Origin of the sequence: Pedobacter sp. KLB.chiD, assembly GCF_047040275.1 — a bacterium.
Classification (GTDB): domain Bacteria; phylum Bacteroidota; class Bacteroidia; order Sphingobacteriales; family Sphingobacteriaceae; genus Pedobacter.
Genome location: NZ_CP178207.1, coordinates 2,137,930 through 2,160,512, shown reverse-complemented (window position 1 = coordinate 2,160,512; position 22,583 = coordinate 2,137,930). Strand labels below are relative to the sequence as shown.

Below are 22,583 nucleotides of genomic sequence, written 5' to 3'. Positions count from 1 at the left end.
AAATCTTCATCTGTGTTTTTTTAATCTCGATCGAAAAGCGCCGGGTTTGGAAGATCTATCTGCATGGACTAAAGAATTAGTCTTCTTATGCTCACTTCCCCTTTAACGGTCAATCACACACTTTTTTATTTTTCTTTGCTACAACCAAATTCTTTAATACTTTTGCAGCGCAAGAAAAATGTTCAGAAAAGTCCTCCTATATCTTCTAATTACCTGTACCGTTTCTAATGGTTTCATGCAATTGGCGATTTATTCGGGATACAAAATGAATAAAGAATACATCACCAGTGTATTCTGTATTAATAAAGAACATCCGGAACTCCATTGCGATGGGCAATGTTTCCTGGCCAAAAAGTTGAAAGAGCTTGAAGGTAAAAACAAACAGGCTCAGGAAAATCTGAAAAGGGTTACTGAAGCCGAACCTCAGTTTCGTACCGTAGCTTTAAATCATTATCTTCCCTATTTTATCATCACCTCAGAGACTCTTTATATCGAAAAACCGGTTAAAGACCTTTCCATTTCCATTTTTCATCCACCGAAAATGGTTTAGTAAACCCTTTTTTTGCGATCGTCACCCTAACCTGTAGCGCAGCGGAAAGCTACGAGTAAACCGAGCCTTAAACGAGCTCACCTAAGGTAATTTATTTCAGTGTCTATCATGTTTTGTGAATGAGATGCTGACCACGAAGTAGCTACAAGGCAATTGAAAATGCTGGCGCTAATGGTAAATAATTTAGCACGACGACCGCATTAGAATTTCTCTAAATACTTTTTACTTATCCAATTTTCTAAAAATGAAATTATTATCATACTTTATGGCATTGTTATGCCCCATCATATTATTATCTTCCTGCAAAAAAGAAAGCAATGAGGTTACCGCAGATACCAAATCTACATTCTCGATCGAGTTTGAAAACCAGGTCAACGGAAGTCCTTTAGTGTTAAATACTACCACCTACAAAAATGCCAAAGGCGAAGATTTTAAAATCAACATATTTAAATATTATGTAAGCAACATCAAATTAAGCAAAGCCGATGGAACGACTTATCTTATACCTGAAAGCTATTTTTTAATTGATGCTTCAAAGGCAGAATCAACAAATATTACCTTAAAAGATGTACCAACCGGCGATTATACCAAAATCGAATATACTATTGGTGTAGATTATGCGCGTAATTTTGCCGGTGCACAAACCGGAGCTTTGGATCCAACCAATGGCATGTTCTGGACCTGGAACAGTGGCTACATTTTTGTTAAACTAGAAGGAACATCGCCACAATCATCTGCAAAAGGAAATGCACTAACTTTCCATATTGGAGGCGTTATCGATCCAAACAATACCATCAGGACGTTCGCAACCGAGATTAATGCCGCAAATCCACTTCGCATACGTACGGATGGCAAACCAAACATCCATTTCATTGTCAATGCAGCTGCATTGTTTACGGGTAAAACCGATATCAGTTTTGCAACGCTTAATTTCACAATGGGTGGAGCAAATTCGGTAGTAGTAGCCAACAACTATGCAAATGGCTTATTTCGTTTAGATCACATTCACAACTAAATGTTAAGGAAAATAACCGTCTTCGCAATGCTTCTGTTAAGCATTGCGTTGATGTATGCCTGTAGTAAAAGCGAAGATGAGGTAACACCGGAAGAAAAGAAAATTACTTTTTCCGTTCCTTCCAACTTTCCGGCTCCGGCATATCAGTTTGAAGACAATAAATTAACCAATGCAGGATTTGCACTAGGTAAAAAATTATTTTATGATGCCAGATTATCTGCAGATAAAAGTGTTTCTTGTGGAAGTTGTCATCAGCAATTTGCCGCCTTTACTCAACTTGACCATAAGGTAAGCCATGGCGTAAACAACTGTCAGGGAAAGCGTAATACCCCACCACTTTTTAACCTGGCCTGGCAAAAGGCTTTCTTTTGGGATGGTGGTGTAAAAAACATCGAAACATCACCCTTAAATGCCATTAACGATGCCTGCGAGATGGGTACGGATGTACCAACCATAATCGCTTTCCTGAAAAATACGGCGCCATACCCTGATTTATTTAAACAGGCTTTTGGTTCTGCAGAAATAAACTCACAGCTCATTTTAAAGTCGATTGCCCAGTTTACAGCGGTATTGGTTTCCGGCAATTCGAAGTACGATAAAGTAGTACGCAAAGAGCCAGGTATTTCTTTTAACACTGCAGAACTCGCTGGTTACAATTTATTCAAAGAAAAGTGTACTTCCTGCCACGCAGAACCCTTTTTTACCGATTTTTCATACCGAAGTAACGGCTTGGATTTAGTGAGCACTGATGAAGGACGTTCGCACATTACGGGTGAAGTTTCAGACTTTGGAAAGTTCCGCGTACCGACATTACGCAACATTGAATATACGGGCCCGTATATGCATGATGGCCGTTTTTACAGTTTGGATGAGGTATTGGAACATTATAATTCCGGTGTTAAAGCATCAGCCAACCTTGACCCTGAATTAAAAAGTGGCATCTCCCTAAACGCTACAGAAAAAGAGCAGATTAAAGCATTTTTAAAAACATTAACAGACCATGAGTTTATCAAAAATACATTATACAGTGAGTCGTAAATTATTAATTCTGATTTTAGTACTCAGCGGCAGCCAGGTTTTTGCCTGCGATATTTGTGGCTGTTTTATGGGAATCACTCCCTATTATAACCGCAACAGCATCAGTCTTTTATACCGTTATCGTTCTTTTAACGGTTATGAAGGGCAATCGCATTCCCTGTTCCCTAACGGCGGAAGCTTTTTTATCCCGGCCAGAAGTCAGGATTCACCTCTAACAAATCATGCGGGCAATTCCAGCGACTATGAGCTTTATCGCTCTTTAGAGATCAGGGGAAAATATTTCATCAACAGCAAACTGGAGGTTAACGCCATTTTGCCTTATGTTTCCAACAGTGAGCGTTACAATGGCTACACTTCTTCTATTTCGGGCCTCGGTGATATTAATTTGTATGCGGGTTATCACGTGGTGCAGAAACTGGAAGATAACTTTAAGCAACAGCTGATCGCAGGGGCTGGTATAAAATTGCCCACGGGAAATAATAATTTAAAAAATACAGCTGGGATCCGTTATTCTTCACTCATGCAGGCCGGAACGGGAAGCACAGATGGCTTTGTATACCTGAATTATATGGTTGGACTGGGGAAATTTGGCGCAAGCTTAAACACATCGTACAAGATTAACGGTACGAATAGTCGCAATGAAGGTATTGCAAACAGTACGACCAGTTTCCTGAATATTTTTTATACCCAAAGAATTGGAAAGGATGTTCAGGTTATGCCTTCCGCACAATTCTTTTACGAATATTCTGGCGGAGAAAAATACCAGGGTCAAAAAACAGGAGAACATGTAATGAATAACCTGATGGGAGGTGTGGGTGTAGATGTTTTCTATAAAAATGTGGCTCTAAATGCAGGTATACAGAAAAATATCTGGGAAGCTGAAACCGATCACCCAATGAGTGCCGGAAAGGTATATGTCGGAATTACTTATAATTTTTAAATCAAATCATATGAACAGATTAAACATGTTGTTATTCAGTTTGGTAACTGTTTTATTCTTTTCCTGTAAAACAGACCCTGATTCAAAAGCGGTACGTCAGGAAGTGTTAAATATCCACGATAAATTGATGATAGATGGCGAAAAGGTGATTAAGAATAAAATGAAGTTAGATTCGCTCCTGGTTTCGGATCAGATCAAACTTTCTGCAGATTCAGCGGTAAAAAGGCAAAAAATTAGCGACATGATTATACGATTAAATGCCGCAGATGAAAAAATGATGGATTGGATGCATTTCTTTAAAGACGATTTTAGAGGGAAAACCGAACAGGAAGATCTTAATTATTATAAATCGGAAATGGTGAAAATCAGGGCTGTAGAAGACAGTTATATTAAAGTAACCAGGGCATCAGATTCATTGATAAAAATATATAATGTAAAATAAAAAAGTCAGGAAACAAAAGTCTGAAAGTCAGAAGTCCGAAGATATGGAGCTGAGTTGTTAACCAGCCGAACCAGGATTTGGACTGCTGACCTTATGTTAAAAACAAATTCAAAATGAAAAAATCAATCTCAGCAATAATCCTAATTGGGTTATCAATAATAGTGATAAAATCAAATGCCAGTTCTATAATCGACGGACCAAAAACAACTCTGATCGATTCAGCAAAAAAAGTGATTGTAGATCCTGTTTGTAAAATGAAAGTTAAAACCAATGCGTCAAAAACAGCGATTTACAATAAGGTTACTTATCATTTTTGTTCAGAAAGCTGTAAGCAAAAGTTTGTGGCTGAGCCTGGTAAGTATGCGAAAAAATAAGTCAGAAGTCAGGAGACCGAGGTCGGATGCTGGAAGCCAGCAGTCGTCACCCTGAATTTATCTCAGGGTCCAACATATCAAATAGATGCTGAAATAAATTCAGCATGACGATATCTCCACAAAAAATACCTTGTATATTTACATTTTAAAATCACATCATGAATAAAATTACTGCTTATTTAGCTACTGCGATACTAGCTATTTCTATATTTACTGCCTGCAAACAAGAAAGAAAGCTCCCTTTTTATGGCGAGCGACATGCAGAAACCGTAAAAGATGCCGCTGGTGTGGAAAAAATTGACACCGTTTACCAAACTATCCCAGCCTGGTCTTTCCTGAACCAGGATAGTGTGATCACAACAAACAAGGCTACTGATGGCAAGGTTTATGTGGCCGATTTCTTTTTCACCTCCTGCACCACCATCTGCCCTACCATGCACCGTAATTTAATGACAGTTTATAATGATTTCAAAACCAATCCCGATGTAATGTTTGTATCACACACGATTGATTTTAAATATGATAAGCCTCATGTGTTGAAAAAATACGCTCAGAAGTTAGGTGTTGATGGCCCGAAATGGCTATTCCTTTATGGTACCAAAGATAGTGTATACACCCTGGCCGAAAAGAACTACTTGGTTGCTGTTGGCGAAGACAGTACGGCCAAAGATGGTTATATCCACCAGGGTTATCTGGTTTTAATTGATAAAGACAGACGGATCCGCGGTGCTTATGATGGTACTAAAGCAGATCAGGTAGAACAATTGAAAAAAGATATTCCGGTTTTATTGGCGGAATATAAGAAGTAATAATAAGTCGTCATTCCAACCCGATAGCTATTGGATCGGAATGACGGTTTTCACAATAAATATCCATGCGCAAGTACATTATCAATACTCTCTTTTTTATTTCCCTGGTTGCCATTATCGTTTCCTGCCAGAATCAGGAAACCATCGATTTGCAAAATTACATGTCGAATGGAAAAGACATCTACAAAGCTAAATGTCAGAACTGCCATGGTGAAAATGGTGAAGGTTTGGGTCAGTTAGCACCTCCGTTAACTGATTCCGTATTTTTAAAGGCAAATAAATCCCGTTTGGCTTGTTTCATCAAAAATGGAGCAAATGAATCCTTAGTTGTAAACGGTAAAGCGTACAAGGAAAAAATGCCTGCTTTTCCGGAACTTGCTGATATTGATGTGGCGCAGGTGATGGTTTACATTACCAATTCGTTTGGCAATAAACAAGGATTTGTCCCTTACACCCAGGTTTCAAAAGATTTGAACAATTGTAAAATCCCTTAAATATTTATGATCAGGGCGTCACCCTTGACCTGTAGCGCAGCGGAAAGCTACGCAGTAAACCGAACATTAAGCGAACTCACCGAAGGTGATTTATTTCAGGGGCTTTGATGTGTCAATACAGATGCTGACCACGTAGTAGCTACAATGCAGTTGAAAACACTATTATACTTGTAAAATAAATTCAGCATGAGGATATTCAGAGATAAATCTTTGCATTCTTCGCCTTTGTGCTTAAAAAACTCCATCTTTGCACAAAATGCAGGTTGTTCTATCGCTGTTTCGAATAAAATCGAAAAAGAGGAAAGTCCGGGCAACACAGGGCATCCCGCTTTCTAACGGAAAGGGGTTCAGGAATGAAAACCTGGGCCACGGATTAGTGCAACAGAAAATATACCGTCCTGATTTTACATTGGGATAAGGGTGAAAACGTGCGGTAAGAGCGCACGAGCATTGCAGGTGACTGCAGTGGTTTGTAAACCCCGGGAGTTGAAAGACCAAATAGGCTAACATTCCGGCTTACTGTCGGGATAAAGGGCTGCCCGTCCGATGTTAGTGGGTAGGTCGTTAGAGATAAACGGCAACGTTTATCGTAGATAAATGATAGAATTTCTGAATAATCAGGAAACAGAACCCGGCTTATAGACCTGCATTTTTTTACTCACTTAATAAAATACGCTTGGTTTCATTAAGTTTAGCATCTTCTTCCTCGTCTAATTCAGGAAATTTCAGGTCAAGACTTTTTAACTTGTCTTCAATAATTTCACTTATGGCCAGTCTTGCAAACCATTTTTTATCAGCAGGAATAATGTGCCATGGTGATGCCACTGTACTGGTTTCATTAATAGCATGTTCGTAAGCATCCATATATTTATCCCACAACGCCCGCTCTTTAATGTCTCCGGAAGAAAATTTCCAATTCTTGGTCGGATCATCAATTCGTTCTAAAAAGCGTTTTTTTTGTTCTTCCCGGCTCACATTTAAAAAGAACTTTAAAATAACGGTGCCATTAGCCGTTAGATGGTCTTCAAAATTTTTGATACTTTGATAACGCTGTTCCCAAAAGTTTTTATTTATTTTTTTAATATCACTAAAGCCTGGAATATTTTCGTTCAAAACATATTCAGGATGCACCTTACAGACCAAAACGTTTTCATAGTGCGAACGGTTATGGATCCCTATCCTACCGCGTTCAGGCAATGCTTTATAATGTCTCCACAAAAAATCGTGTTCATATTCTTCTGGTGTAGGGGTTTTGAAACTATAAACCTGGCACCCCTGCGGATTTAGTCCGCTCATTACATGCTCAATCGCGCTGTCTTTACCAGCGGCGTCCATCGCCTGGAAAATAATCAGAACAGCATGTTTCCGGGAAGCATATAATTTCTCCTGTAAATGGCTGAGCGCTATTTTCGAATTTACCAATGCATCTTTAGCTTTTTCTTTGTTATACCCGCCCGTAAAATCAGTTTTATGGTCTTTTAAAGAAAATTTCTTGTCTCCCCGTACAATTAATCCTTTAAATTCGTTTTTCATCATAATAAATTATTTCCAGATAAACAGGTACATCTATAATTTAAATATAGAACTAAAAAATAAGTAAATTAAATCCGTTAATTTGCATATAGAGTTTTTTATATTTAACGCCACAGCTTTTACCTAAAGATTATCTTATCCAATATGTTTAAAGAGATAAAAAACAAGTACTTACGTTATTTTGCAATATTTTTATTTTTTATAATAATTTTCTTTTCCGCCCTGCAATTAAACTTTTTATGGTTATTTGGCTATTCGCCAAGCGTTCGGGATATTAAAGCGCCTACCCTGCGTGTAGGTTCCGAACTTTACACTGCAGATGGTAAACTGATTGGTAGATACTTTAAAGAAAACAGAACGCCCGTAAATTATAATGATATCGCTCCAAGTGTAATACATGCGCTGGTTGCTACCGAAGATGTGCGTTTTTATAAACATTGGGGTATTGACATACAAGCCGTTGGCCGTGCAGTTATTGGTTTAGGAAAAGATGGCGGTGCCAGTACGATCACACAGCAGCTTGCCAAAAACCTTTACCGCATACGTTATAACAAATCTCAGGGATTATTAATTAAAATACCCTTGGTAAGAACGCTGATTATCAAGTTGAAGGAATGGATGACAGCGGTAAAATTAGAAGCCAACTATTCTAAAAATGATATCATCACGATGTATCTGAATACCGTATCTTTCGGTAACAATGCTTATGGTATAAAAACGGCCAGTCGGATTTACTTTGATAAAGAGACAAAAGATCTGGCTACTACAGATGCCGCAATGCTTGTTGGGATGTTAAAGGGCACAACCTTGTATAATCCAACCAAAAACCCTGTAAAAGCTTTAGAAAGAAGAAATGTGGTGCTGGCGCAAATGAACAAATACAATTACCTCAGCAAAGATAGCTTAACTCAATTATCAAAGGAGCCTGTTAAATTAAAAGAAGGTAAAATGCAGGATGGCAGCGACGGCGATTCTTATCTGAGGGCAGCTGTGGCAAAATATTTAGAGAAATGGTGTACTGATAATGGTTACGACCTTTACGAGGATGGATTAAAAATTTACACTACTATTGATTCAAAACTGCAAAAATATGCTGAAGAAGCGGTTGCTGATCAGATGAGGATTTTGCAGCGCAGGTTCTATAGCGTATGGGGAAATGAAGATCCGTGGTACGATTCGGAAAAACAAAAGGTTGATTATCCGGACAGAGCAATGAAAAACCTTCCCATTTATGCACTTTTACAAAAGAAGTTTCCCAACAATCCCGATTCTGTTACCGCCTATTTCAATAAAAAGAAAAGAATGCAGATTTTTACCTATAAAGGTGATCGCGATACTTTATTCTCTACTTTAGATTCAATCCGGTATTACGGCAAGATCATGAATACCGGAATGATGACGATGGAGCCTGCAAGTGGTAAAATTAAAGTCTGGGTTGGTGGTATTGATCACAAGTTTTTTAAATACGATCACGTTAATCAGGCTAAACGTCAGGCAGGTTCTACCTTTAAACCATTTGCTTATTTAACAGCTTTGGAACAAGGGATGAGTCCTTGCGATAAGTTTACCGATAAACCGGTTAAGATTGCGTATCAGGACAAAGGTGAAACCAAATATTGGGAACCTAAAAATGCCGATTATAGTGTTTCTTACCGTGAGATGAGCCTACGCTGGGCAATGGCAAAATCGGTAAATACCATTACTGCACAGGTAACCGAAAAGGTGGGCTGGGATAATGTAGTGAAATATGCACATGAATGCGGAATTGATAGCCACCTGGAATCTGTACCATCAGTTAGTTTAGGCTCAAATGATGTTACTGTTTATGAAATGGTAAAAGCTTACGCTACCTTCATGAATAAGGGAATTAAAACAGAACCTATTTTAGTAGAAAAAATTACCGATCAGGATAACAATTTAATTGATGAGTTTAAGCCTAAAACAAAAAGGGTTTTAACAGAAGAAATCGCCTGGTTAATGACCTATATGTTCCGTGGCGGTATGGAAGAACCAGAAGGTACCTCACAGGCATTATGGGAATGGCCGGATCTGTTCAGAAAAAATAACCAGATTGGTGGTAAAACAGGTACCTCATCTGATTATGTAGATGCCTGGTACATGGGCTTAACCAAAGACCTGGTAACCGGGGTTTGGGTGGGTTGCGATGAAAGAACGGCCCACTTTAAAAATGGCGAACAGGGAGAAGGCTCTAGAACTGCACTACCCATTTTTGCAAAGTTTATGGAAAAGGTCTACCTCGATCCCAACTCAGGCTATACTTATGGCCCATTTCCAAAAGCAACGGTCGATATTACCAGGACCTACAACTGCCCTAGCCCGAGAATTATCAGAGATACAACATCGACAGATAGTGCAGTGGTAGATTCTACTGACTTCGCCGTACCTGAAACAGAAGAAACCACTTTACCTGTTACTGTCGAACCTGAGGTAAAAAAAGAAGAAAAGAAAGCTGATCCTGTTCAAACGCCAGAGGCAGCCACCGTTCCGTTAACCAAAAAAGAGGAAAGAGAATTAAAGAGACAACAGCGTCGGGAAGAAAAAGAACGAAAAAAGAACGAGAATAATCAGCCTTAGGTTTATATTCCGGCAACTAAGCCATTATATGATCAATCTTTTCCGATAAAAAGCACAATTATTTAAAAATTGTTAAAATTTCGATACTTTTTTAAACAATTGCTATTTTTATTTCCGAAATCTAACCGTTCATTATCGTAAATTATTTGATCATTACTAAACACACATATATGAAAATAGGCTCTACTTTACTAAGGCGATATTCTTCTTTATTGCTCCTGCTTATTCTTTCGTTTTCGGTTAAAGCCCAATACTTCGGACAAAATAAGGTAAGATATAAGAAACTTGATTTTAAAGTGTTGCAAACGCCCCATTTTGAAATCTATTATTATATCAAAAATGAGAAACTTTTAAAACGCTTTTCGCAGGATGCCGAAACCTGGTATAAAATGCATCAGGAAGTTTTTAGAGATACCTTTTTGAAAAAAAATCCGATAATTCTATACAATAACCATCCCGATTTTCAGCAGACAACAGTACTTAATGGAGAAATTGGCATTGGTACAGGCGGGGTTACCGAGGCGTTGAAAAACCGGGTGATTATGCCGGTTATGGAATTAAATAGCCAAACAAGACATGTTCTGGGTCATGAGCTGGTCCATGCTTTTCAATATCATCTTTTGCTGGAAAAAGATTCGATCAGTTTAGAAAATGTTGGGCAAACACCCCTATGGATGGTTGAAGGTATGGCCGAGTATTTATCAATCGGAAAAAAAGATGCATTTACTTCCATGTGGATGCGCGATGCCATGTTAAACCGCGATATTCCTTCATTAAAAGATTTAACCAATTCCAATAAATATTTTCCTTACCGTTATGGGCAGGCATTTTGGACTTACATCGGTTCCCAATACGGCGATACCACTATTGTTCCGCTATTTAAGAATACTGCAAAATATGGTTATGAAAACGCTATCAGGTATACCTTCGGCTATGATGATAAGACATTGTCGGGTTTATGGAAAAATTCCATAGATGCACATTATAAGCCGATGTTAAAAGCGGATAGTTCACAGATCAAGATTACCGGTACAAAAATTATCGATAATAAAAATGCCGGTAATATGAACGTTGCCCCTGCCCTTAGTCCGGATGGAAAATATGTAGCCTTTATGTCTGAAAAAGACCTTTTTGGTATAGATTTATTTCTGGCAGATGCTAAAACCGGTAGGATTATCAGGAAACTCACCAGCCAAATCTCCAATGGACACATTGATGATTTCAATTTTATAGAATCTGCCGGCGCATGGTCGCCGGATAGTAAACAGTTTGCCTTTAGTATCTTTAGTCATGGTAAAAACCAGATGATGATCATCAACGTTTCGAACGGAACAACGGTTTCTCAAACAGCAATGGGTCAGGTACAACAGTTTGGTAATTTAACCTGGTCGCCAAATGGAAAAGATATTGCTTTTTCAGGTATGGTTGAAGGGCAGAGTGATATCTTTTCTTATAATCTGGATACCAAAACAGTTACTCAGATTACAGACGATGTATACTCTGATTATGCGCCAAGTTATTCGCCTGATGGTAAAAAACTGGTATTTTCATCAGATAGAGCAGCCATTCAGTCCAATGTGATAAATGCCGTGTTGCCTATAAACCTTGCTGTTTATGATATTGCAAGTAAAACGATAACCAATTTAGATGTTTTTCCCGGGGCAAATAATCTGAATGCACAGTTCTCCTCCAATAGCCAAAATATCTATTTCCTGTCAAACAGAGATGGGTTTAGGAATTTGTATAAATACAACTTTGCTGATAATACGGTTGATCAGCTAACTGATTATTTTACGGGGATTAGTGGAATTACCGAATTTTCGCCTGCAATTTCAGTTTCTACAACTGATGATATTGTTTATAGTTATTATCGCTACCAACGTTATACCTTATACAATGCTAAGCTAAGTAGTTTTAAGGCACAAAGAATTGGTAATCACGAGGAAAATTTTGATGCTGCTATCCTTCCGCCAATGGAAAATATTGGTGTGAATATCATCAATTCTAATTTAAATAATTTTGACCGTTTCGAAAAAACAGTGGCCGATTCGATGAAGACGGTACCTTACAAACCCAAATTCAGGTTGGATTATTTAGCAAATAGTGGTGTGGGTGTTTCAACCAGCCGTTTTGGAACTGGAGTTGCCGGTGGTATTGTAGGCATGTTCAGCGATATATTAGGTACCAATCAAATTATTGCCAATATTTCTGTGAATGGTGAAATTTACGATGCCGGTGGGTTGGTTGGTTATATCAACCAGAAAAGCAGGATCAACTGGGGTGCTGCCGTGTCGCATATTCCTTATGTATCTGGTTTTAGGTCGTTTGGCTATCAAAACATACCTGCTGGAGACAATACTACTATTAATGCCCTGGCAGACCGAACAGACATTATCAGGACCTTCGAAGACCAGCTTCAGATTTTTGGGGCCTATCCATTTAGTAAAATACACCGCTTTGAATTAGGGGGGTCATTTTCACATTATAGTTACAGGGTTGACCGATATAGCAATTATTATAATTCGGCCGGTTACTACATCGGTTCAGACCGGAGCAGAATTTCTAACGATGTAGCATCTAATGATTATGGTATTCCATTTAATTCTTTTACCTTATATCAATTAAATGCCGGATTTATTGGTGATAACTCCATATTTGGTCTTACCGGCCCACTCGATGGTTTCAGATACCGGGTAAGCGGGGAAAAATATTTTGGTACATATAATTTTGCCGGTGTAACAGCCGATCTTCGTAAATACTGGAGGGCTAAGCCGGTAACGTTTGCGGTGAGAAGTTATAATACCTTAAGAATTGGTAAAGATGCTGACAGACTTTACCCGATGTATCTCGGTTATCCTTATCTGATTAGGGGTTATGAATCAAACTCCATTTACAAAAGCACTTCCGCACGGTCTTCAGAATCTTTTGATATTAACCAGTTAACAGGAAGTAAAATAGCTGTTTTCAATTTCGAAGTTCGCTTGCCGTTTACAGGACCTAAAAAATTAACGGCTATACCTTCTAAGTTTTTATTTTCTGATCTGAATTTATTTTTCGATGCAGGATTAGCCTGGACAAACGATACCCAGGTAAAATTTAAAGGTGAGCCCACTTATACCACTCAGCCTGTTTTAGATGCAAATAAACAACCGATTGTTGACGATAAGGGAAACCCAGTCACCTACCAGGCTACAACAGAACGTGTACCAGCAATGAGTGTCGGCATATCTTTAAGGGTAAACGTTTTTGGTTATTTTGTGCTGGAACCTTATTATGCGATACCTTTTCAAAGAAAAGATGTTAAAACCGGAGTATTCGGTTTAACATTTGCGCCAGGATGGTAAGAGTCGTGTCGAGACTGCTTGAATGGTCGAACAATTAAACAGCTATTAGCATTTTGATCATTAAATATCCATTATTGCTTGAATGACCAGGCGTCATTCAAGCTTTTTTTTATATTCCTAGATCATGATTTCTAATATTAAGTCTGTAAACACTAAAGCTTATACTGACTAAGAGAGGCTTGTAAACGATAATTTAACCTGATTGTTGATATTACGGTGTAGCAGGATATTTTCGAAATCAAGGCCTATAGTCAAATCAATCCAATCGGGATTACAGGATCTGACCAAACGTTCTTTTTGCATGCGTGTAAAGCGGCTAATTGATTTAAACCGTACCAAAGCCTGTGCTTCCGTTTTAAACTCTTCAAAATAAACCAGGCGGGTCAATTGCTGCCCGTTATCAAAAAACAAGTTTGGCATCTGTTTGTAGAAATCAAGGGTTTTTATCAAATCTGAACTCATGCCTACGTGCATACTTGTACGATTTCTGTCGGTAACGATATAAACAAACTTTTTCATGATCTTATGTTTAAAATTTAAAACTAAACTATTTAGTATACTTTCTTGCAAATCAAAATAATATTACTAACTTTATGAGCATAAAATTACTAACTATTTTAGTAATTCCAAATTTATTTTAAAATTTATTTTTATGTCAAATATTTCAAATAATTTAAAGTACCTCAGAAAGAAAAAAGGCCATACGCAGCAGAATTTCGCTGATATCATGGAAATCAAGAGATCGCTTATCGGAGCTTACGAGGAAGACCGCGCGGAACCTAAATATGATTTGCTAAAAAAAATAGCCGACTACTTTGAGCTAACCATTGACGAATTCATCAATGAAAAAATATCTGACAGCTGGAAACCTAAACCAAAAAGCCAGGGATCTAACCTGAGGGTGCTGAGTATTTCTGTTGATCAGAATGACCGGGAAAACATCGAACTGGTTCCGGTCAAAGCAAGTGCGGGTTATTTGAACGGTTTTTCAGATCCTCAATATATTAGCGATTTACCTAAATTTCAACTCCCGTTAGCTGCATTAAGACAGGGCACTTTCAGGGCCTTTGAAATCATGGGCGATAGTATGTTGCCCGTTCAGCCTGGAAGTATCATTATCGGCGAATATCTGGATAACTGGAATGAAGTAAAAACGGGTGAAACCTATATTGTAATTAGTAAAAATGAAGGTGTAGTATATAAAAGAGCAGGCAACCGTTTTAGGGAAAATAAAGATTTAAAATTGATTTCAGATAATAAGGTATATGATCCTTATACCATTGCTGCAGACGATATTCTTGAAATATGGAAAGCCAAAGCCTATATCTCTACATCATTACCAGAGCCTGCACCAGATCCAACAATGGAAACGCTTACACAGATGATGGCGCAGATGCAGAAATCAATTTCTCAGCTAATTAAAAATTAACATTTTTTTAACAGGTGCCGATTAAACTGTTTGTGTTTTTATATATCTATTGATTTAACAAACACATAAAAAAACGTAACATGAAAAAGGCAATTTTAACAGTAGCAATTGCAGTAATGGGTTTAACTGCGGCATTTGCTCAAGACACAACAAAACACGTAAGACGGGCAATGCCTAAAATGACTGCTGAGCAAAGAGCAGAAAGGGTAACTTCCAGATTGGAGAAACAGCTTAGCTTAACTGCTGATCAAAAAAGTAAGATTTACGCCATTGAGTTGGAAAATGCCAAGAAAGTAGAAGCCTGGAGATCGGCTGATAAAGGCGACATGAAAGGCAGGATGAAAGAGCGCAAAGCAGCAATGGATGAGCAAAAAGCTAAAATAGATGCGGTTTTAACTGCAGATCAAAAAACTAAAATGGACGCTTTCCGTGCCGAGGCAAAAGAAAAAGGTGAGAAAATGAGAAAAAGCATGGGCACAAGAGGTAAAAGAGATAAAGAACCAGTCGTTTCTAATCCTCCTGCACAAGGATAAATAGTAAAAAAGTAATTAATTATATTTTTGAAAGCGTTTCGATTATTCGGGACGCTTTTTTACTTTTGGGCGATGCGTAAAGTTGAACGGTTTATTGGGGATAAGCTTCAGGAACGGAAAGATAATCTTTCGATCAGGAACTTATCGACAAACATCTCCCCTGTTGATTTTTGCTCTAACGACTATTTAGGTTTTGCCAGATCTGGTGAATTAAAAAAAATGATCGATAGTAGCCTGGCATCGATGCCTGATTACCTGAATGGAGCTGGCGGTTCAAGATTGTTAAGCGGAAATACCAGATTTACCGAAGAGACAGAGCAGTTCATTGCGGATTTTCATCTGGCCGAAAGCGGATTAATTTTTAACTCCGGTTATGATGCCAACGTAGGGCTATTATCCAGCTTGCCTCAACGGGGTGACACCATTATTACGGATGAGTTGATTCATGCCAGTATTATAGATGGCTGTAGGTTAAGCCATGCTACGCGTTTTAAATTTCATCATAATGATATAAACGATCTCGAAGGCAAACTGAAACGGGCAAAAGGAAATACGTTTGTAGTGGTAGAAAGCGTTTATTCTATGGATGGTGACATGGCACCATTATTGGCCATCTCAAATCTTTGTGAGCGCTATGAAGCCAACCTGATTGTAGATGAAGCCCATGCTACCGGTATTTTTGGTATAAACGGCCAGGGATTAATCAATCAACTTCACTTAACTGAACGGGTATTTGCACGTATTGTAACTTTTGGAAAGGCAATAGGTGTACATGGGGCTATCGTTTTGGGAAATAAAAACCTCCGGCATTATCTTATTAATTTTGCCAGATCATTTATTTATACCACAGCCGCCCCCATCCATAATGTGGTTGCGGTTAACTGTGCATATCAATACTTATATAAAATTGATCATCAGTTGATCAATCAAAAAATAGCGTTATTCAGAAAAGCGTTAAAAGAACAGAAGATCAAAGCACTTGATAGCGAAAGTACCATCCAGGGTATTTTGTTTTCATCAAACGAAGCAACTAAACAGGCCGCTGCCAACCTGCAGAGCAAAGGTTTTGATGTTCGGGCCATATTAAGCCCTACAGTTGCACCAGGCAAAGAAAGACTTAGAATTTGCCTGCACACTTTTAATACCGATGAGGAAATGATCTCATTGGTCAATCACCTTAAAGAATGGAATTAGATGGATAAATATTTTATTACAGGCATTGGAACAGGTATCGGAAAAACATTGGTAAGTGCTATTCTTACCGAGAAGCTAAAAGCCGATTACTGGAAGCCGATCCAGTCGGGAGATTTAGAGGCCAGTGACAGTTTAACGGTTAAAAATTTAATCAGTAATCCTGAAACAGTTATCCACCCTGAAAGCTACAGATTAACGCAGCCCCTATCGCCACATCTATCTGCCAAACTGGATGGAATTGAAATTGATCTCCGCAAAATCAATATACCGGTAACCGATAATAACTTAATTATTGAAGGGGCTGGTGGATTAATGGTGCCTTTAAACGAAAACGAACTGATTGTAGACCTGATAAAAAAATTAAGCGTAGAAGTGATCTTGGTTTCTCAAAATTATTTGGGTAGTATTAACCACACCCTACTATCCGTCAATCTGCTTAAACAGTTTAATATTCCGGTTAAAGGAATCATTTTTAATGGTACTGAAAATAACGAAACCGAAAGATATATTCTTCAATATACCAAAATAAAAAAGTTAGGTTATATACCTAGCTTAAATCAGATTGATAAAACGCATATTGCCTCACTTGGAGAAAACATATTAATTTAAATGATAAATGCTGGTCGAGATCAGCGATCTCGACCAGATAAAATTATGATCTACAAAAAGGATTGCATTTTCCGATAACCCATTATTTCGCCTGTACTAGAATATCCGGATAATCAGAAATGATACCGTCCACATTTATCGATTTTAATTTTTGGATATCAGCTAAGGTATTTGCTGTCCAGGGAATAATTTTTACACCATCGGCATGTGCCTTTTTAACCAGTTCTTCGTTTACCATTTGCCACACCGGACTTAAGATAAAGGGTTTGAAACCCAGATCAGCCATATTTTCTTGGTAAGTTTTTTTGTTGGCTACCAAAAAAGAAGTTTTTACTTTCGGATATTTCTCATGGATGATCTGGATGGTCCTTTTATCAAAAGATTGAATCACCACGAAATCGGAGATATTTTTCTTTATGATCACATCCATCAAAAGCCGAACAAATTCTTCAGGTTTAGGATTGGTGATCCCGTCACCACTTTCACTGCACTTGGTTTCGATATTATAGAAAAACTGTTTACGTTTATTATTTTTGATATCGCGCTGCACGGCATCGATTAAATCAGAAAGTAAAGGAAGATGCGTTTTTTCTTTCTTCTGTTGAGGAAATTGGGGGTAATATTTAGTGCCCAGGTCAAACTGTTTAATGTCGGCATAGTTCATTCCGAAAATGCGGTATTTCCTGTTATCTGTTTCCGGAATATCTTTTCCATCTGGTGTAAGCATAAAAACCGGGTTCAGGTAATCATCATGAGTAACCACCACTTTGCCATCCTTTGAGATATGTGTATCCATTTCCAGGGTAGTAATTCCATCTATTTTCATGGCGTTTAGCATGGCCTCAATGCTATTCTCAGGCATTAAACCACGTCCGCCACGGTGCGCTTCGGCACTGAATTCGGGGAATTTAATTTCCTGAGCATTCGATTTTATTGCTAATGAAACCAAAAGAATAATTATGGCTGTTTTTTTAATTTTCATATCCAAAAGTTAATTTTAAAAAGGTCTTTAGAAATCATCGTTCGTCAACTGTAAGATTGGTGACATCCTACAGCACGATAATCAATTTTTTTGTAGCGTCAGATGTTTCCATCTGACGCGTTTGATCAAAGCGTAAATAACTTCAGTGTTAATATCCAATCATTGCTTAGCCTCATTAGGCATCAATTTCGGCTTCAAATTTTTCTCCGAAACGATCGGTGGCTACGACCTTTACTTTTTTAACAGAAGGAGCAAAATGGGCCAAAAATAGATGGTCAGTAGATACCGGCTCAACAAATGGCCTTGGGTTGGGCAATTTATCACCTTTATAAAGTTTTACCGATAAAGGATCGAACCCGTCCTGAATAGCCAAAGTCCCCATTGCTTTTCCATCCAGAAAATATTCCACTTTCCATTCCGGATCATAATTCCAAACATTGGCGATCAGCCTTTTTTGGTTGGTTAGCATATCTACATAAATACTCAACTGCTTTTTACGATCTTCGCCGGTTGACTTATAGTACCATTTCAAATCTGTTCCGTTCACCTCATAAACCCCATAACCGCGAGGTGTTCCGTCGCCACAAATAGGGCCCGTCCACCAGCCACCACATACAGTGCCATGATTATGCTCGTAAATGCCATTTGTAATTACATTTTTATTAAAATGGGTGTGGCCAGACATGATATGCACGTTTTTGAAATCTTTTAAAACAGCATAAAAATCATCATTGTTTTTTACAGAGTTGTGTACCGGAATATGCAGACAGATGATGAGCAGTGCATCTTTTGGTACAAACTGTAAATCTTTGGCCAGCCATTCTAACTGAGTTGGCGTAATGTATCCATCATAAGTTCGCTCTACGCCTAAATAACGTACATCATCCAAAACCACGTAATGGGCCTTTCCCCTATTGAAAGAATAATATGTTGGCCCATAATGTGCTTGAAAAATGCGGTCGGAGGTGTCATCATCACCCATGCGGTAATCCATGTCATGATTGCCGAGACACTGGAAAAAAGGAATGCCGATTTGCGCAATAGCTTCATCATAGGCAGGAAAAAGAGCTAAGTTGTCCCACACCAGATCGCCGACACCAATACCATGAACGGGCGTTTTACCCATCGCTTTTACCACTTCAAGCGTATCTGGCACAGAAGTTTCCATCATCTGTTGTACATCTTTTTTGGTTTTTACCTGTGGATCGGCCCAAATAATAAAATTATGCTTGTTATCATTCTGTTTGAGTGGTTTAAGATCGAAATTTAATTTACCTGCTGTATCTGGCTTATAGTAGTGACGGGCAATGCTGCTTTCGGTTTTAAATTCATAACCCGATGGTGTACTGATCCACACAAAGCGGGCCAGTTCGTTTAATTTCAGTTCATAATTGCCGATTTTGTCAGTCTGCACTACGCTATAGCCGTCAGAAATAACAACGCCGGCTACGGCTTTGCCTTTGCTGGTTACGGTGCCGCTTACCAAACCATCTACAGCGAACAACGATGAAGGAAATGATTTTAAACTAATGAATAAGGAAGAGGTTAATAAAGTTGATTTTTGTATAAATGATCTTCTGTTCATGGTATTAAACGATGTGGATTTGAAATCAATGGTTCTCATGAATTACTAATCAAGAGAACCATTGCGTTAATTGGTTATTTGAGTAACATCAGCTCCTGATTCGATTTCACTTACAGATGTAGTTAACGACATTTGATAATATATACCTCCTCTGGCAGTAGTCCAGGTTTTTGTTGTTGCATTAAACGATCCCCCTAACTTTAAGAACAGACCTAGATCTGCTACGGCAGAATGAGGGATGATATACTGATTAGTACCCTGGAAAAAGAAAGGTTGATCTGTAGCAGTTGCGGGATCAATTGTATTATAATGATCATTGTTAACAACACGATAACCATAATTATTAACTGCATTATAGAGCGTTGTTTTACCAGAACCGCCAAAAAAGACCACATCCAAAGGTACAGATGTTTCATTTATAATTGTTCCTTCAAAAACAGCCACCCCACCAGCATTACCACTATTTGGAAATATACCGCTACTTTTAGATCCGAATCCATCGCCGTCGTTGGTTACATACGCTATAGACCTGATCCATTTTGAGGTACTCAGTGACGTAGAGTTTGCGCCGTTAATGCGTTGATTGCTGCCTCCAACATAGAAAAATTCTCCTTTTGCTACTGTACCGCTGGTTAAATTAAACTTATAAGTTCTTCCTCCGCCTGTAGCCCAACCTCCTGCAGGCGCAGTACCCGCATAAGGAGCGGCAGTACCACCATTGGTACAGGTAATAACCGAAAGTGGGTTTTTGGTAAAATCTATATCCCTTGTTGCTCTAAATTGTACATATTCATAATTACCATCGCCACCTTTGGCATCAGCAACAATACCGGTTATCACTACTGGGAATTTTCCTAAACCAGGGCCATTTGGATCTGGTGGAGCCACTCTCTCCGTGATATCTGTTGATACCCTAGGCCAAAGCTGAATTGGTGTTCTGTTTGGAATCTCGTTATTAATAAATACAATTCCGGTGAATGTAGCTCCGGCAGGAAGATCAGTTTTTGCATAATTTGCCGTTGCTTCAGTATGTAAGATTAGGCTATCGGCTCCGTTCACCACACTTTTATCTCCAATAAAATTATCACCAAAAGTTGGCAAAGGATTAATCAAACCCGATTTAATCTGTACCAATGTACTCTCATATTCATCTGGCTTAAGCGAAATGTTATAACTGGATGCGGTTTGAACGTTGATTTTGTTGTTGGCAGATATCTTAACTATTGATGCATCGGTAAGTCCAACAATCTGTAAAGCTCCCTTAACACGTTTAAGGGAACTCCCTTCAACTTTTATCAGTAATGAATCGCCTGGTTTATAAACTGATGGATTCTCAAGATTAAGTATAAGTCCACGTGTTCTTCCTTTTCTTGTACTCTGTATAACCACTGTGTTTAGCGGAACATTACCCGAATCGATGTTAGAAATTACCACTCCTGTAATAGAGCCAGCTCCGGCAAGTGCATCTTTTAGAATAATAAGGTCAGATCCTTTGTACAAACTTCTGATTTCTTCAATATAAGTAATCGTACTAACTTTTCCAGCAGCAAAATCATGCTTTTTACAGCCGGCGAAGGCTAAACTGGCAATGATTAAATAGATGTATAAATAGTTGGTTTTCATAAATTATCTCTTTAAAATGTAATCTTTAAGGCCTTTGCCACCAAACTAAAGTATTAATGTTATCGGCTCCCTGAACAGCTACAGCTGCTTTATAATTGTCTCCATTGGCCGATTGTACATATACCGGATAGTTTAACCTTGCAGGCATAACACCCCCATTATTTAAACCGGCACCTTTCGGCAATACAGGATGGCCGGTTCTTCTAAATTCGAACCACTGTTGAAGATCAGTAAAAAATAAAGAATAATATTTTTGAATATGGATCAACTCCATTTTTTGATCTAATGTATAGTTGTTATCCCATTTCACTTTTTCAAATGTTAGGTAATTCGAAGGTAAGGTGTAACCCCAGAAAGTTATTCCACTGGCTGCACCGGCCTCGTAATAAGCCTGTGGCGTCTTTGCCGTAATCCAACCTTTAACTGCAGCCTCTGCCAAAATAAACTGTAGCTCAGAATAATTCATGATATTACCCAGTAGCGGTTCGGCTTTTAATGAAACCGGAAAGGAAGATTTACCTTCAGGTGCCTGGCCTGGAGGGTAGCCACTAGGTATCCCTTGATAATCTCCCTGATATAAAGTTGCCCATTTTTGAATTCTGGGATCGCTTCTTTCATTTAAATTATCAACAAAGAAGCTAGCTAATTTTGGTCCATACCAATCTCCATCCCTCCATGGAACAAATGGCGATACATAAGCTCCAGTGCCACTCCACTTTAAAACTGCCGAATCATCATTGCTGGTCATAATCGGATAATTTGATGCTTTAGTATCTACAATTTCCTTAATTTTAGCTATTGCATTTGTTTCGGCCTTTCCCGAGACTCTTAACAATAACCTTAAGTAAAGGCTATTTCCGAATCTTCTCCATTTATCCCTGTTTCCGGCGTAAATAGGATCACTAGCTGAAGTAATTGCATTCCCTGTAGCATTTCCAACTTTTAAAAATTCATTTGCCTGCTCAAGCATTAAAAATAAAGCAGGATAAATGTCTTTCTGTTGATCAAAGTTTGGTGTATATATCCCCTCCTTAGCCTTATTAGCATTGAAAAAAGGTATATCACCATAGGTATCAGTTAATAAAGAGTAAGTATAGGCTTGCCATATCAGCGATAATGCCTGGTAAGATGTATTTAAATTATCTTCGCCACCTTTATAGATATCTTTAAAATTCGTTAATTCAGTATACCATGCGTTCCACAAATAATCTGCTTCCGCTGTCCTAACCTCGTACCTGAATATCTTTCCTTCGGTATCGCCCATATTTACAGTAACCTGCATTAACTCATTGGTAATTCTTTGGCTTCTGCTCATATTGGCAGCTACAACATCAGTTATGGCTGGAGCCAGTAAAGCCTGTGGCAATGCAAAAGCGCTTGTATTTGGGTTAGTATTTATTTTACTAAAATCCTTTTTGCACGAAGGCATCATCGTAGATATAGTTGTAATAACTACGATTATTGGATATATGTATCTTCTACTTTTCATTGTTT

Annotated in this window: 20 protein-coding genes and 1 other RNA gene; 15 read left to right on the top strand and 6 right to left on the bottom strand. The window is 38.4% G+C overall.

What is annotated here, in order from left to right; translation table 11 throughout:
- Nucleotides 1-178 precede the first annotated feature (178 nt).
- The 9 genes from ACK1I8_RS08750 to rnpB all read left to right on the top strand — a co-directional run bounded on the left by ACK1I8_RS08750 (nt 179) and on the right by rnpB (nt 6,317).
- Nucleotides 179-550 (top strand): hypothetical protein, encoded by a 372-nt coding sequence (locus ACK1I8_RS08750; RefSeq protein ID WP_412468949.1) that lies wholly within the window; start codon nt 179-181, stop codon nt 548-550.
- A gap of 244 nt (nt 551-794) precedes the next feature.
- Nucleotides 795-1,565 (top strand): MbnP family protein, encoded by a 771-nt coding sequence (locus tag ACK1I8_RS08745; RefSeq protein ID WP_412468948.1) that lies wholly within the window; start codon nt 795-797, stop codon nt 1,563-1,565.
- Between the two features lie 27 nt (nt 1,566-1,592).
- Complete coding sequence (locus ACK1I8_RS08740; protein WP_412468947.1) at nt 1,593-2,603, top strand: cytochrome-c peroxidase; 1,011 nt, start codon at nt 1,593-1,595, stop codon at nt 2,601-2,603.
- Entirely contained in the window at nt 2,566-3,543 is a 978-nt protein-coding gene (locus ACK1I8_RS08735; protein ID WP_412468946.1) for a transporter, read from the top strand. Before ACK1I8_RS08740 ends, ACK1I8_RS08735 begins: the two co-directional genes overlap by 38 nt.
- 10 nt (nt 3,544-3,553) lie before the next feature.
- Nucleotides 3,554-3,985 carry a hypothetical protein gene (locus ACK1I8_RS08730; RefSeq protein WP_412468945.1) on the top strand — a complete coding sequence of 144 codons (432 nt, stop codon included), beginning with the start codon at nt 3,554-3,556 and terminating at the stop codon, nt 3,983-3,985.
- Between the two features lie 113 nt (nt 3,986-4,098).
- A complete protein-coding gene (locus ACK1I8_RS08725) occupies nt 4,099-4,359 on the top strand; it encodes a YHS domain-containing protein (protein WP_412468944.1) in 261 nt (86 codons plus the stop codon).
- A gap of 158 nt (nt 4,360-4,517) precedes the next feature.
- Nucleotides 4,518-5,168, top strand: a complete 651-nt coding sequence (locus tag ACK1I8_RS08720) for an SCO family protein (protein WP_412468943.1) — start codon at nt 4,518-4,520, stop codon at nt 5,166-5,168.
- 65 nt (nt 5,169-5,233) lie between these two features.
- Complete coding sequence (locus tag ACK1I8_RS08715) at nt 5,234-5,662, top strand: c-type cytochrome (protein ID WP_412468942.1); 429 nt, start codon at nt 5,234-5,236, stop codon at nt 5,660-5,662.
- 255 nt (nt 5,663-5,917) lie between these two features.
- Nucleotides 5,918-6,317, top strand: an RNA gene (gene rnpB / locus ACK1I8_RS08710) — RNase P RNA component class A.
- Here rnpB and ACK1I8_RS08705 read toward each other — a convergent pair.
- Nucleotides 6,317-7,198 (bottom strand): polyphosphate kinase 2 family protein, encoded by an 882-nt coding sequence (locus tag ACK1I8_RS08705; protein WP_412468941.1) that lies wholly within the window; start codon nt 7,196-7,198, stop codon nt 6,317-6,319. The two genes, rnpB and ACK1I8_RS08705, sit on opposite strands and share 1 nt — an antisense overlap.
- A gap of 141 nt (nt 7,199-7,339) precedes the next feature.
- On the opposite strand from ACK1I8_RS08705, the gene ACK1I8_RS08700 reads away from it, so the two are divergent.
- Together ACK1I8_RS08700 and ACK1I8_RS08695 are read left to right on the top strand one after the other, a co-directional pair.
- Nucleotides 7,340-9,790: a transglycosylase domain-containing protein gene (locus ACK1I8_RS08700; protein WP_412468940.1), complete on the top strand. Its 2,451-nt coding sequence runs from the start codon at nt 7,340-7,342 to the stop codon at nt 9,788-9,790.
- A gap of 170 nt (nt 9,791-9,960) precedes the next feature.
- Nucleotides 9,961-13,134: a peptidase MA family metallohydrolase gene (locus tag ACK1I8_RS08695; protein WP_412468939.1), complete on the top strand. Its 3,174-nt coding sequence runs from the start codon at nt 9,961-9,963 to the stop codon at nt 13,132-13,134.
- A 168-nt stretch (nt 13,135-13,302) separates the two neighbouring features.
- On the opposite strand, the gene ACK1I8_RS08690 is transcribed toward ACK1I8_RS08695, so the two are convergent.
- Complete coding sequence (locus tag ACK1I8_RS08690) at nt 13,303-13,653, bottom strand: GIY-YIG nuclease family protein (RefSeq protein WP_090496344.1); 351 nt, start codon at nt 13,651-13,653, stop codon at nt 13,303-13,305.
- A gap of 133 nt (nt 13,654-13,786) precedes the next feature.
- Between ACK1I8_RS08690 and ACK1I8_RS08685 the strand changes: the two genes are divergently transcribed.
- The 4 genes from ACK1I8_RS08685 to bioD all read left to right on the top strand — a co-directional run bounded on the left by ACK1I8_RS08685 (nt 13,787) and on the right by bioD (nt 16,899).
- Complete coding sequence (locus tag ACK1I8_RS08685) at nt 13,787-14,563, top strand: XRE family transcriptional regulator (protein WP_412468938.1); 777 nt, start codon at nt 13,787-13,789, stop codon at nt 14,561-14,563.
- 80 nt (nt 14,564-14,643) lie between these two features.
- A complete protein-coding gene (locus tag ACK1I8_RS08680; protein WP_412468937.1) occupies nt 14,644-15,096 on the top strand; it encodes a hypothetical protein in 453 nt (150 codons plus the stop codon).
- 72 nt (nt 15,097-15,168) lie between these two features.
- Nucleotides 15,169-16,290 (top strand): aminotransferase class I/II-fold pyridoxal phosphate-dependent enzyme, encoded by a 1,122-nt coding sequence (locus tag ACK1I8_RS08675; protein WP_412468936.1) that lies wholly within the window; start codon nt 15,169-15,171, stop codon nt 16,288-16,290.
- The gene (gene bioD / locus ACK1I8_RS08670; protein WP_412468935.1) at nt 16,291-16,899 is read left to right on the top strand and encodes a dethiobiotin synthase; all 609 of its coding nucleotides are present in this window, start codon (nt 16,291-16,293) and stop codon (nt 16,897-16,899) included. It abuts the gene before it with no gap.
- Nucleotides 16,900-16,981: 82 nt separating this feature from the next.
- Here the strand turns inward: bioD and ACK1I8_RS08665 are convergent, their stop codons facing one another.
- From ACK1I8_RS08665 to ACK1I8_RS08650, 4 genes are all read right to left on the bottom strand, one after another.
- The gene (locus ACK1I8_RS08665) at nt 16,982-17,881 is read right to left on the bottom strand and encodes a glycerophosphodiester phosphodiesterase family protein (protein WP_412468934.1); all 900 of its coding nucleotides are present in this window, start codon (nt 17,879-17,881) and stop codon (nt 16,982-16,984) included.
- A gap of 175 nt (nt 17,882-18,056) precedes the next feature.
- Entirely contained in the window at nt 18,057-19,466 is a 1,410-nt protein-coding gene (locus ACK1I8_RS08660; RefSeq protein ID WP_412468933.1) for a calcineurin-like phosphoesterase C-terminal domain-containing protein, read from the bottom strand.
- Between the two features lie 66 nt (nt 19,467-19,532).
- Complete coding sequence (locus ACK1I8_RS08655; protein WP_412468932.1) at nt 19,533-21,089, bottom strand: DUF5689 domain-containing protein; 1,557 nt, start codon at nt 21,087-21,089, stop codon at nt 19,533-19,535.
- 25 nt (nt 21,090-21,114) lie between these two features.
- On the bottom strand, nt 21,115-22,578 hold the full coding sequence (locus ACK1I8_RS08650; protein WP_412468931.1) for a SusD/RagB family nutrient-binding outer membrane lipoprotein: 1,464 nt from the start codon (nt 22,576-22,578) through the stop codon (nt 21,115-21,117).
- Nucleotides 22,579-22,583 lie beyond the last annotated feature (5 nt).

Excerpts from the sequence above, each read along its gene's own strand:
- ACK1I8_RS08705 (WP_412468941.1), bottom strand. The coding sequence starts at position 7,198 with ATGATGAAAAACGAATTTAAAGGATTAATTGTACGGGGAGACAAGAAA.
- ACK1I8_RS08690 (WP_090496344.1), bottom strand. The coding sequence starts at position 13,653 with ATGAAAAAGTTTGTTTATATCGTTACCGACAGAAATCGTACAAGTATG.
- ACK1I8_RS08735 (WP_412468946.1), top strand. The coding sequence starts at position 2,566 with ATGAGTTTATCAAAAATACATTATACAGTGAGTCGTAAATTATTAATT.
- ACK1I8_RS08685 (WP_412468938.1), top strand. The coding sequence starts at position 13,787 with ATGTCAAATATTTCAAATAATTTAAAGTACCTCAGAAAGAAAAAAGGC.
- ACK1I8_RS08730 (WP_412468945.1), top strand. The coding sequence starts at position 3,554 with ATGAACAGATTAAACATGTTGTTATTCAGTTTGGTAACTGTTTTATTC.
- ACK1I8_RS08715 (WP_412468942.1), top strand. The coding sequence starts at position 5,234 with ATGCGCAAGTACATTATCAATACTCTCTTTTTTATTTCCCTGGTTGCC.
- ACK1I8_RS08700 (WP_412468940.1), top strand. The coding sequence starts at position 7,340 with ATGTTTAAAGAGATAAAAAACAAGTACTTACGTTATTTTGCAATATTT.
- ACK1I8_RS08680 (WP_412468937.1), top strand. The coding sequence starts at position 14,644 with ATGAAAAAGGCAATTTTAACAGTAGCAATTGCAGTAATGGGTTTAACT.
- ACK1I8_RS08660 (WP_412468933.1), bottom strand. The coding sequence starts at position 19,466 with ATGAACAGAAGATCATTTATACAAAAATCAACTTTATTAACCTCTTCC.
- ACK1I8_RS08695 (WP_412468939.1), top strand. The coding sequence starts at position 9,961 with ATGAAAATAGGCTCTACTTTACTAAGGCGATATTCTTCTTTATTGCTC.
- ACK1I8_RS08650 (WP_412468931.1), bottom strand. The coding sequence starts at position 22,578 with ATGAAAAGTAGAAGATACATATATCCAATAATCGTAGTTATTACAACT.
- ACK1I8_RS08720 (WP_412468943.1), top strand. The coding sequence starts at position 4,518 with ATGAATAAAATTACTGCTTATTTAGCTACTGCGATACTAGCTATTTCT.
- ACK1I8_RS08745 (WP_412468948.1), top strand. The coding sequence starts at position 795 with ATGAAATTATTATCATACTTTATGGCATTGTTATGCCCCATCATATTA.
- ACK1I8_RS08750 (WP_412468949.1), top strand. The coding sequence starts at position 179 with ATGTTCAGAAAAGTCCTCCTATATCTTCTAATTACCTGTACCGTTTCT.
- ACK1I8_RS08725 (WP_412468944.1), top strand. The coding sequence starts at position 4,099 with ATGAAAAAATCAATCTCAGCAATAATCCTAATTGGGTTATCAATAATA.
- ACK1I8_RS08675 (WP_412468936.1), top strand. The coding sequence starts at position 15,169 with ATGCGTAAAGTTGAACGGTTTATTGGGGATAAGCTTCAGGAACGGAAA.
- ACK1I8_RS08655 (WP_412468932.1), bottom strand. The coding sequence starts at position 21,089 with ATGAAAACCAACTATTTATACATCTATTTAATCATTGCCAGTTTAGCC.
- ACK1I8_RS08740 (WP_412468947.1), top strand. The coding sequence starts at position 1,593 with ATGCTTCTGTTAAGCATTGCGTTGATGTATGCCTGTAGTAAAAGCGAA.
- ACK1I8_RS08665 (WP_412468934.1), bottom strand. The coding sequence starts at position 17,881 with ATGAAAATTAAAAAAACAGCCATAATTATTCTTTTGGTTTCATTAGCA.
- bioD (WP_412468935.1), top strand. The coding sequence starts at position 16,291 with ATGGATAAATATTTTATTACAGGCATTGGAACAGGTATCGGAAAAACA.